Origin of the sequence: Nocardiopsis tropica (assembly GCF_042660575.1) — a bacterium.
In the GTDB taxonomy this organism is placed as follows: domain Bacteria; phylum Actinomycetota; class Actinomycetes; order Streptosporangiales; family Streptosporangiaceae; genus Nocardiopsis; species Nocardiopsis tropica.
Genome location: NZ_JBHSUF010000017.1, coordinates 143,099 through 154,692, shown reverse-complemented (window position 1 = coordinate 154,692; position 11,594 = coordinate 143,099). Strand labels below are relative to the sequence as shown.

At 74.3% G+C, this 11,594-nt stretch carries 3 protein-coding genes; all 3 read right to left on the bottom strand.

The features are described 5' to 3' along the window. The coding region (locus ACFQBR_RS25115; protein ID WP_378554572.1) for a type I polyketide synthase at positions 1-1,854 on the bottom strand (1,854 nt) is incomplete at its 3' end. Further along, positions 1,841-9,925 (bottom strand): SDR family NAD(P)-dependent oxidoreductase, encoded by an 8,085-nt coding sequence (locus tag ACFQBR_RS25110; RefSeq protein ID WP_344183899.1) that lies wholly within the window; start codon positions 9,923-9,925, stop codon positions 1,841-1,843. The genes ACFQBR_RS25115 and ACFQBR_RS25110, both read right to left, overlap by 14 nt. A gap of 403 nt (positions 9,926-10,328) precedes the next feature. Next, a complete protein-coding gene (locus ACFQBR_RS25105; protein ID WP_267946179.1) occupies positions 10,329-11,588 on the bottom strand; it encodes a styrene monooxygenase/indole monooxygenase family protein in 1,260 nt (419 codons plus the stop codon). Positions 11,589-11,594 lie beyond the last annotated feature (6 nt).

Here is an 11,594-nt window from a genome sequence, read left to right as displayed (position 1 = left end):
CTCCGCGATCCGCTCCGCGAACACCGGTGAGGAATCCAACAACTCCACCGCCATCCCCTCCCACTGACCACCCTGACCGGGGAAGACCAGCACGGGCATCCGGTCGGGGGCAGCTCGCCCCGTCACCACGGCAGGGGTGGGACGCCCCTCGGCGAGGGCCCGGAGCCCGTCGAGGAGGTCGGCACGGCCGTCGCCCAGCACCACGGCCCTGTCGTCGAAGGCCGTGCGGGTGGTCGCCAGCGACCACCCCACGTCCACCGGGTCCAGACCGGGATCCGCACCGACCCGGTCGCGCAGACGGGCGGCCTGGTCGGCCAGTGCCGCGCCGCCGCGCGCCGACAGGGGCCAGAGCACGGGGCCGCGGACGCGCTCCGCCCCTCCGGGGCCGCTTTCCGCGGCCGGACGGGCGGCCTGGTCCGCACCTGCGCGCACGGGGGCGTCCTGGGCGCCGGGCTCGGAAGCGCCGGACCGCTCCTCCGTGGGCGCCTGCTCCAGGACGAGGTGGGCGTTGGTGCCGCTCATCCCGAAGGAGGAGACCGCCGCGCGCCGGGGGCGGCCGGTCTCCGGCCACGGCCGCGCCTCGGTGAGGAGCTCCACGGCGCCGGAGGACCAGTCCACGTGCGGGGTGGGCTCGTCGGCGTGGAGCGTCCGCGGCAGCACCCCGTGGCGCAGCGCGAGGACGAGCTTGATGAGCCCGGCGATCCCTGCGGCCGCCTGGGGGTGGCCGAGGTTGGACTTGAGCGAGCCCAGCCACAGGGGGTGATCGCCCGCCCGGCCCGGACCGTAGGCGGAGATCAGCGCCTGCGCCTCGATGGGGTCGCCGAGCGCGGTCCCGGTCCCGTGGGCCTCGACGAGGTCGACGTCGGCCGGGGTGAGCCTGGCGTCCTCCAGCGCGCGGGCGATGACCCGCTCCTGGGAGGGGCCGTTGGGCGCGGTCAGGCCGTTGGAGGCGCCGTCCTGGTTGACCGCGCCGCCCCGGATCACCGCCAGCACCCGGTGCCCGTTGCGCCGCGCGTCCGACAGGCGCTCCAGCGCGACCATTCCGGCCCCCTCCGAGAAGCCCGCGCCGTCGGCCCCGGCCCCGAAGGCCTTGCAGCGGCCGTCGGAGGCGAGGCCCCTGAGGTGGGTGAACTCGGTCAGGACGCCGGGGGTGGCCATCACCGTCGCCCCGCCGGCGAGTGCGAGTGAGCATTCATCGGCACGCAGCGCCCGCACGGCCAGATGCACGGCCACCAGAGAGGAGGAGCAGGCGGTGTCCACCGTGACGGCGGGGCCGGTCAGGCCCAGGACGTAGGACAGCCGACCGGAGGCGACGCTGTTGGTGGTGCCGGTGATCGCGAACCCGTCGCCGGGCGCCTCGGTCAGCCGGGGCCCGTACTCCTGCGCGATGGCCCCGACCCACACGCCGGCGTCTCCGCCGGCCAGGGTCTGCGGCGGGATCCCCGCGTTCTCGACGGCCTCCCAGGCCACTTCGAGGAGGAGCCGCTGCTGGGGGTCCATCGCCTCGGCCTCCTTCGGGGAGATCCCGAAGAAGGCGGGGTCGAAGGCGGCCGGGTCGTCGAGGAACGCGCCCTGCGCCATGGCCGACCCGCCCTCCTCCCCGTCCTTGCCCAGGAGGGCGTCCAGGTCCCAGCCCCGGTCGGAGGGCAGGGGGCCCAGTGCCTCGCCGCCGCGCTCCAGCAGGTCCCACAGGGCTTCGGGGGTGTCTATCCCCCCGGGGAGACGGCAGCCCATACCGACGATCGCGATCGGCTCCGGCGCGCGGTCGAGTTCCTCGCGCAGTCGCTCGTTCTTCTTGAGCGCGGCGCGCAGGGCCGCGACGAGCTTGCTGTCCTGATCGTTACTGATAGCCATCAACCGTCTCCTGTTCACCCTCGGGCGCGGTGTCGTCGGCTGCCAGGGCGAGCCCCAGCAGGTCTTCCACGTCCATGTCGTCGATGTCGCTGGCGCCGGGGCCGTCGGTCTCCTTCTCGGTCTCCCCGGTACGGGCCGGTTCCGGCGCCGCCGGCTCGTCGGGGAACAGCCTTCCGGCGATGAGCCGGGCCAGTGCGCGGGGGGTCGGGTGGTCGAACACGGCGGTCGCGGGCAGGCGGAGGCCGGAGAGGGCGCCGAGCCGGTTGCGCAGTTCGACCCCGGTCAGCGAGTCCAGTCCGAGCTCCCGGAAGGGGCGGTCCGCCGGAACACCTGACGCCCCCTCCTGTTCCGCCCGCCCGAGCACGACGGCCGTGTGCGTGCGGACCTCGGCGAGCAGCGCCCGCTCACGCTCGGGCCCGCTCAGGTCCGCGAACCGCTCGGCCCCCAGGGGGGCCTCCCCGGTCCGCTCGGCGCCGCCCACGGCGTCCCGCCGGTCGGCGAGTCCGCCCAGGACCTGGAGCACGGGGCCGTTCTCCAGGTCGAGCAGGGCGGGAACGACGTTCTCGTGCCCCAGGTACAGGGCCCGGTCCATCGCGGCCAGGGCGCGGTCGGTCGGCATCGGCAGCAGGCCGTTCCGGCCGAGGGTGTCCAGGTCGCCGCCGTCCAGGTGGCCGGTCATCCCGCTCGCCTCGCCCCACAGCCCCCAGGCCAGGGACGTGGCGGGGAGCCCGCGTTCGCGCCGGTGGTGCGCCAGGGCGTCGCAGAAGACGTTGGCCGCGGCGTAGTTGGCCTGGCCGGGGCTGCCCAGGGTGCCCGTCACCGAGGAGAAGAGGACGAACGCGCCCAGGTCCAGGTCGGCGGTGAGCTCGTGCAGGTTCCAGGCGGCGTCGACCTTGGGCCGCAGGACCGTCTCCAGCTGGTCGGGCCCGAGGGAGAGCACGGTGGCGTCGTCGAGCACGCCGGCGGTGTGCACGACGGCGCTCAGCGGGCGGTCGCCGGGCAGGCCGTCGAGCAGCCGGGCCAGGGAGTCGCGGTCGGCCGTGTCGCAGGCGTGGACGCCCACGCGCGCGCCGAGCCCGCGCAGTTCGCCGGTCCGCGCGTCCTGCCCGTCGGCGGCGGCGCCGCTGCGGCTGACCAGGGTCAGGTCGCGCACGCCGTACCGGGTGACCAGGTGGCGGGCCACCTGGTGGCCGAGGGTCCCGGTGCCGCCGGTGACCAGCACGGTGCCCTCCTGGGGGAAGGGCGCCGGCACGCTCAGGACGATCTTGCCGACGTTCTCGCCGCGTTCCAGGACGCCGAACGCCTCCTTGGCGTCCCGGACGTCCCGGACGGTCATCGGCAGGGGCGTGAGGGCCCCGGACGAGAAGAGCTCCATGATCCGTTCGAGCATCTGTCCGATCCGTGCCGGATCCACGTCGGGCAGGAGGAAGGACTGGTAGCCGCGCCCCGGGTGGGCGGCGGAGACCGCCTCGTCGGTGCGGATGTCGGTCCGACCCATTTCCACGAAGCGGCCGCCGGCCCCCGAGGTTCCGCCGGGCGTGGCCAGGAGCCTCAGCGAGGCGTCGACGAACTCACCGGTGAGCGAGTTCAGGACCACGTCCATGCCGCGCCCGCCGTTGGCGGCGCGCAGGGAGGACTCGAAGTCGAGGGTGCGTGAGGAGGCCAGGTGCTTCTTCTCCAGGCCGAAGTCCTCCAGGACCGGCCACTTGTGGGGGCTGGCGGTGGCGAACACCCTGGCCCCCATGTGGCGGGCGAGCTGGACCGCCGCCAGGCCCACGCCGCCCGCGGCCGCGTGCACCAGGACGCTCTCTCCCGGGCGCACCGCCGCAAGGTCGACCAGGCCGTGGTAGGCGGTCAGGTAGACGACCGGCACGGCGGCCGCCTGCTCGAAGGACCAGCCCTCGGGGATGCGGGTGATGTGGCGGCGGTCGGCCACCGCCATCGGACCGAAGGCCCCGCCGAACATGCCCGTGACCCGGTCCCCCGGCTCCAGGTCGGTGACCCCGGGGCCGGTCTCCAGGACGATCCCCGCCCCTTCGAGCCCCATCCCGTAGTCGTCGTCGACCATGCCGAGCGCGACCACGACGTCGCGGAAGTTCACGCCGGCGGCGCGGACGGAGATGCGCACCTGTCCCTCCCCCAGCGGCGCGGCCGCCTCCGGGGCGGGCACCGGTGTGAGGGAGTCCAGCGACCCGGCCCCACGGCTGCCGAGCCGCCACAGGGCGCCGGCCGGGGAGGGCGCCCCCTCCTCCTCCGCCGGGGCGAGGCGGGGCACCAGGACCCCGCCCGACCGAAGCGCCAGCTGGGGCTCGCCCAGGTCCGCGACGGTGGCCAGCGCCCTGTGGGAGTCCTCGGAGCCGTCGGAGTCGACGATCACCAGGCGGTCGGGGTGCTCGCGCTGGGCCGAGCGCAGCAGGCCCCACGCCGGGGACGCCGCGAGGCCGCTGAGCCGGTCGTCGGGGTGGGCCACCACCGCGCGCCAGGTCACCAGCACCAGGCGGGCGTGCCCCGTGCGCTCGTCGGACAGCCACGAGCGCACCGACCCCAGGGCCGAGCGCAGTCCCTCGCGCACGGCGTCGGGGACCGATCCGTGGTCGGCGTAGACCGCGCGCGGCGGGAGTTCGGCGTAGACCACGTCGGGCACGGGACCCTCGGGGTCCAAGGCGTCCAGGGAGGCGAGACCGGTCGGGATGTCCCGCCCCGGGTCTGGCGCTTCCAGGGCCTCCCACCGCAGCCGGTACAGTCCGGGCTCCTCCGGCGACTGCGGGAGGGCGTCGGTGTCGACGGGGCGCATGACGAGCTCGTCGACGGTCAGGACGAGCGCCCCGTCACCGTCGAAGGCGGTGAGCCGGTAGCGGTCCCGGCCGAGCGTCTCCCAGCGCACCCGCAGCTCGGCGGGCGGTGCGACGGCAGAGACCGTCCGGACCCCGGTCCAGGCGAAGGGGACCAGTGGCACCCCGCCCCCGGAGGGGCCGAACAGGAGCACCGCGTGCAGGGCGGCGTCCAGCAGGGCCGGGTGGGGCCCCTCGAAGGCGCCGCGCGTGCGGCCGGGCAGGGCGACCTCGGCCAGGAGCGTCCCGTTCCGGTCGCGCCAGGCGCGGCGCAGGCCACGGAAAGCGGGGCCGTAGGCGTAGCCGCGCCGGGCCAGGCCCTGGTACTCGGCGTCGGCGTCGAACTCCAGGGGGGAGGCGTCGGCCGTCGACCAGGCGGGCTCCGCCGCGGCGGAGCCCCTCCCCGCGGCTCCGGCGTCCCAGGCACTCGCGTCGTCCTCGGGTTCGAGCATGCCGGAGGCGTGCCGGGTCCACGCCCCGCCGCCTTCCCCGCGCGAGTGGACGCCCACCTCGCGGCGTCCCTGCCGGTCCGGTCCGCCCACGGTCACCTGCACCGCGGCCGCCCCGTCCCGGGGCAGGGCCAGGGGCGTCTCCAGGGTCAGGTCGGTGACGACCGGGCTCCCGGTGCGCGCGCCCGCGTGCAGGGCGAGCTCGGCCAGGGCCGTCCCCGGGAGGATGGTCCGCCCCAGCAGCCCGTGGTCGGCGGTCCAGGGGTGGTCGGCGGCGCCGACCGCCCCCGTGAACACGGTGGAGCCGTCGGCCAGTTCCAGCCCCTCGTCCGCGAGCAGCGCGGTACCGGTCGGGGCGGGGGCGGTGACGGGCGGCGCCCAGTGCCTGCGGCGCCGGAAGGGCAGGTCCGGCAGCAGGACGGGGGCGCCCTCGTCGGAGACCCCCTCCAGGACGAGGTGGGCGTTGGTGCCGCTGATACCGAAGGAGGACACCGCCGCGCGCCGGGGGCGGCCGGTGTCGGGCCAGGGCTCGTTCTCGGTGAGCAGGCGCACCCCGCTGCCGTCCCAGCCCACCCTGCTGGTGGGGGCGTCGGCGTGGAGGGTCCGGGGCAGGCGCCCGTGGCGAAGGGCCTGCACGGTCTTGATCACCCCGGCGACGCCGGCGGCGGCCTGCGCGTGCCCGATGTTGGACTTGAGCGAGCCCAGGCGCAGCGGCTCGGCGCCGTCGCCCCTGCCACGGCCGTACACGGAGATGAGCGCCCTGGCCTCGATCGGGTCGCCGAGCCGGGTACCGGTGCCGTGGGCCTCCACGGCGTCCACCTCGCCGGCCTCCAGCCCGGAGGCGGCCAGGGCCCGCTCGATGACGTCCTCCTGTGCCTTGCCGTTGGGGGCGGTGAGCCCGTTGCTGGCGCCGTCGGAGTTGACCGCGCTGCCGCGGAGCAGGGCGAGGACGGGCCGTCCGGCCCGCCTCGCCCGGGAGGCGCGCTCCAGGAGGAGCATCCCGGCGCCCTCCGCCCACGCGGTTCCGTCCGCGTCGTCGGAGAAGGCCTTGCACCGGCCGTCGGCGGACAGCCCGCGCTGGGCGGAGAACTCCAGGAACATGCCGGGCGAGGACATCACGGTGACGCCGCCGGCGAGCGCCATCGCGCACTCGCCCCTGCGGATCGCCTCCGCCGCCTGGTGGAGGGCCACCAGGGAGGAGGAGCAGGCGGTGTCGATGGTGAGCGCCGGGCCCCTCAGCCCGAGCACGTAGGCGACGCGCCCGGAGGCCACGCTCATCGTCGAACCGGTGAGCCGGTACCCGGCGTCGCCCTGCCCCGCGGGGTCGGACAGCCGGGGGCCGTAGTCGCCGGGCATCGCGCCGACGAACACGCCGACCTGCTCCCCGCGCAGGTCGTCGGTGGAGAGCCCGGCGCGCTGGACCGCCTCCCAGGAGGTCTCCAGGAGCAGCCGCTGCTGGGGGTCCATGGCGTCGGCCTCGCGCGGGGAGATCCCGAAGAAGTCGGCGTCGAACATGTCGGCGTCGTACAGGAACCCGCCCCTGCGGGTGTAGGTGCGTCCGGGGGTCCCGGGTTCGGGGTCGTAGAGGGCGTCCAGGTCCCAGAACCGGTTGTCGGGGAAGTCACCGACGGCGTCCACGCCCTCTTCGACCAGGCGCCACAGCTCCTCCGGCGAGGACGCGCCGCCCGGCAGGCGGCAGGCCATGGCCGTGATGGCGATGGGGTCGTCCGCGGCGGGCTCCCGGACGGGCCGGGCCCCGGCGGACTCCGGCCGACGGCCCGTCGCGGCCGGCCGTCCGGCCTCGGCCTCCCCCTCCGCGGTGATCTCGTCGCCGCCCAGTTCGCCGGTGAGGAAGTCCGCCAGCCCGGCCGGGGTGGGCACCTCGAACAGGAGGGTGTCGTCCAGCCGGACGCCGGTGGCCCCCTGGACCGCGTCCCGCAGTTCGAGCGTCATGACGGAGTCGAAGCCCAGATCCCGGAACGCACGGTGCTCGTCCCCCGGGTCGAGCGCGTCGCGGTCCAGGACGCGTGCCGTGCACGCGTACACCAGGCCGGTGACCGTCTCCGTGCGGGGCGTTCCGGTCCCGCCCTCCCCGGCGGCCGGCTGCGGCGGGGCCCAGCTCACCGAGCCCTCGTGGCGGAGCCCGTCCGCCCCCTCCGGCCAGAAGGCCCTGCGCTGGAACTGGTAGGTGGGAAGGTCCGTGCGGCGCGCGCCGGTGCCCTCGAACAGCACGGGCCAGTCGATGTCCACGCCGGCGCTGAAGGCGCGGGCCGCGGCCGTGAGCAGTTGCGCCTCGTCCCCCTCGCCGCGCCGCAGGGTCTTGAGCACGTGGCCGGAGACGCCCGCGCGCTCCAGGGAGCCGCGGACTCCGTGCGCCAGCACCGGGTGCGGGCCCACCTCCAGGAAGATCCGGTGGCCGTCCGCCACCAGGGCGTCGACGGCGTCGGCGAACAGGACGGGGTTGCGCAGCCCGGAGTACCAGTACGCCGCGTCCATGGGGGTCCTGCCCAGTTCCCCGCCGGTGAGCGTGGAGTAGACGGGGATCCGCGGACGGCGCCAGCGCACCTTCCCGAGGTACTGGGTGACGCTGTCGCGGATGCGCTCCACGTGAGCGGAGTGCGACGCGTAGTCCACGTCGACCAGGGCTCCGTGTGCTCCGCCGTCCACGCAGCGCTCCACGGCCTCGCGCACCGAGTGCGGGTTCCCCGACACCACCACGGACGAGGGGCCGTTGACGGCCGCCACGTGCAGGTCGGGCAGGGAGCGGGCCAGTTTCTCCGCCTCCGGGGGGGTGACGCCCAGCGAGGCCATGGCCCCGCTGCCCGCGAGCGCGGTCAGGGCACGGCTGCGCAGCGCCACGATCCGGGCCGCCTCGTCCAGGGTGAGCGCGCCGGCCACGCACGCGGCCGCCAGCTCGCCCTGGGAGTGCCCGACCACCGCCGAGGGCTGCACACCGAGGGACTCCCACACCCGGGCGAGGGAGACCATGACCGCCCACAGCACCGGCTGGACGACGTCCGCCCCCGCCTGGCCGCCGGTCAGGGGCGGGGCCTGCGGCTCACCGCGCAGGACGGAGGTGAGCGCCCAGTCCACGTAGGGCTCCAGCGCGCGTTCGCACTCGGCGACGCTGCGGGTGAACTCCTCGGCCATGGCCCCCTCCCCGTCGAGCAGGTCGCGGCCCATGCCGAGCCACTGCCCGCCCTGACCGGGGAAGACGAGGACCGGTCCGGGTCCGCCCACGACGGCGGGGCCCTCGGGACGCACGGACTCCAGCTCCCTGGTCCCGCCCTCCCCCGCGGCGAAGACCACGGCGCGGTGCTCGAACACGTCCCTGGTGGTGGCCAGGGAGAGGCCGACGTCGCGGGCCCGGACGCCGGGGTTGGCGGACACGTAGGCGTGCAGGGCCGAGGCCTGGGCGCGCAGCGCCTCCTCGGAGCGTCCCGTCAGCACCCACGGGACGGGGTCCAGGGTGCGCGACGCGGGCGTCTCGGCGGTGGCTCGGCCGGCGACGGGGGCGGGGCCGAGGACCAGGTGGCAGTTGGCGCCGCCCATGCCGAAGGAGGACACCCCCGCCAGGGGGGCGTGGCTCGGCCAGGGCTCGCGCCGGGTCTGCACCGCCAGGCCCAGGGCGTCGAGGTCGATGGCGGGGTGGGGCTCGCTGAAGTTCAGGGTCGGGGGGATCTGCTGGTGCTCCAGGCCGAGGGCGGTCTTGATCAGCCCGACGATGCCCGAGGCGCCCTCCAGGTGGCCCACGTTGGTCTTGGCCGAGCCCACCCGCAGCGGTTCCTCCCGGCCCTCGGCGAACACCTCGCCGAGGGCTGCGGCCTCAACGGGGTCGCCCGCCGGGGTGCCGGTGCCGTGCAGTTCGACGTAGGCGACCTGGCCGGGCTCCTTGCCCGCGTTGGCGTAGGCCGCACGGGCCACGTCGGCCTGGCCCTCGACCGTGGGCCTGGTGAGGTACTCGGTGGCGCCGGAGTGGTTGACCGCTCCGCCGTGGATGACGGCGTGGACGCGGTCGCCCTCCGCCAGCGCACGGCCCAGGGGTTTGAGCACGACGACGGCGCCGCCCTCGCCGCGCACGTAGCCGTCGGCCCGGGAGTCGAAGGTGTGGCTGCGGGCGCTGGGCGACAGCCCCCCGAAGCGGGCGACGCGCTCGGTGCTCTCGGGGACCAGGATCAGGTTGACGCCGCCGGCCAGGGCGAGGTCGGACTCGCCCCGGCGCAGGCTCTCGACCGCCAGGTGCACGCTGACCAGGGCGGAGGACTGTCCGGAGTCCACGGTGAGGCTGGGGCCGCGCAGTCCCAGGAAGTGGGAGAGCCGGTTCGCGATCATGCCCCGGTTGGTGCCGGTCAGGGTGTGGTGGGTGATGGCTTCGGAGCCGCCGCGGTCGTGGAGGAGCGCGTAGTCGGAGTTGATCGCGCCGGCGAACACGCCCACGCGGGCGTCGCGCAGCGCTCCGGGGGCCGTCCGGGACCGCTCCACCGCTTCCCAGCCCAGTTCGAGCATGAGCCGTTGCTGGGGGTCCATGGCCAGGGCCTCGCGTGGTGAGATGCCGAAGAACCCGGCGTCGAAGCACTCCGCGTCGTGGAGGTAGCCCCCCCAGTGCGGTCCGCGCTCCGCGGAGCCCCCGCCCAGGCGCTCGGGGGGCGGCGAGATCGCCTCCCGCCCCTCGCTCAGCATCCTCCAGAACGCCTCCGGCGTGCCGGCGCCCGGCAGGCGGCAGGATATCCCCACGATGGCGATGGGCTCCCAGGAACTATTGGTCAGGGTTCCTGCAGGTCCGCCACTCACGTTCGCTGCCCTTCACTCTCGACTGTCCTCGATGTTCCGGACACCGCCGAGGGCCGGTGCCCTGCCCGTGCAAATGCACGCCGTGAACACTGGACCGGGGCGGTATTCACACACTGGGGAGTACCGAGCCCCGGAGCTTCTGAGGACCACAAGAACTACCCCAGGAAACACCATTCGGGGTCAAACGGGATCCAACTCGCTAGAGCGTAACCCCTGATTAGGAGCACTGACAATAGAGGGTTCCCTTTCGGACAGATAATTTCGGTCAGGAGAGTAAACGATTAATGGCGAAGCAACAATTCATCCCGTCACCCCGCCTCAGCCGTGGGGCACCCCGTGTGATACGCGAAAAGGCCCGGCGCCCGAGAGGCGCCGGGCCTGAAGCACCGGACGTGGGCCGGGATCAGCCGGCGTGCCGGGCCCGGACCTCGCTGATGTACCTCTCGGCGACCACGGGATCGAACATCCACGTCTTGTAGTCCGACGGGCAGTCCCATCCCTGAATCCACCGATCGGCGATCTCGGGAAACTCGGATGCCGCGTTCATGACGTTCATGATGTGCTCGGGCAGAGCCTGCTCGACCATCGAGGAGGCGAACTCGGCCCACTCCTGGTTGTCCTGTCCGAATTCCCAGAAGCGGTCGAAGGCTGTGATCATGAACTCTTCGTCGAACACCTGGTCACCGCGTTCGATGATGCTCTCCAGGTAGGCCTCGGCACACCGTGTGGAGTTGTTCCAGCTCTGTCCCACGAACGGGTCCATGGTCACCACCACGTCGGCCATGCCGATGACCTTGCCGCCGGACGGCAGGGTCCCCACCGGGTTGCGCACCTGCGGGGTGAGGTCTTCGACGAGGGTGCTGCGGCCGTCCATCAGGACGGCGTCCTTGGCTCGCTCGAAGAACTCGGGGGCGTACTTGCGCATGAGGTCCTTCATGCGCCGCAGCTGCTCCTCGGGGCCCGGCCGGTCCGGCCAGGCGTCCATCGGGCCGCCCTTCTTGTCCACCAGGAGGATGTTGTGGGCGGGCCCCTCCTGGGTGAGCATCGGGAGCAGGAGGATGTTCCCGGCCTCCTCCGTCACCCCGAACCAGCCGATGTTCGCCGAGTCCCCCGTGTCCGGGGGCCACAGGTCGTAGACGTAGGCCTGGGCGAGAGCCCTGGGCCGCGTCCCGCTGAAGCGGCTGTCGTCGTAGTCGAAGAGCTGGCCCAGCTCCCCGTGGCCGACCGCGACGACGATCAGGTCGAACATCCGGGAGAAGTAGTCCAGGTCGGTCACCGTGACGCCGTGGATCACGACCTTGCCGCCCCGGTCCTCGAAGGACTCCAGCCAGTCGGCCATCTTCACCCGGCGGTCGACCGACACCGAGTAGCCGTTGCCGGGGTCGGAGCGCCCCTTCACGGCCATCACGGGCTGCCCCTCCCTGTACACGGCCAGCTTCTGCTCGCGGATCTGCGGTGAGAGCGCGCTCCAGAAGTCGAGGTCGAACTTGCGCTCGCACTCCAGGGCCGTGGGGAAGGTGAACTGGGAGATGGAGGGTTTGCCGGTCCTGATCTCCAGCGAGGACTGCCCCGTGATCACCGTGACGTCGTAGCCGTGGTTCAGGAGACCGTGAGCCAGGTGCAGGCCGGCGTGACCCGCGCCGACGATAAGGATCTTGCGCATGTTCGC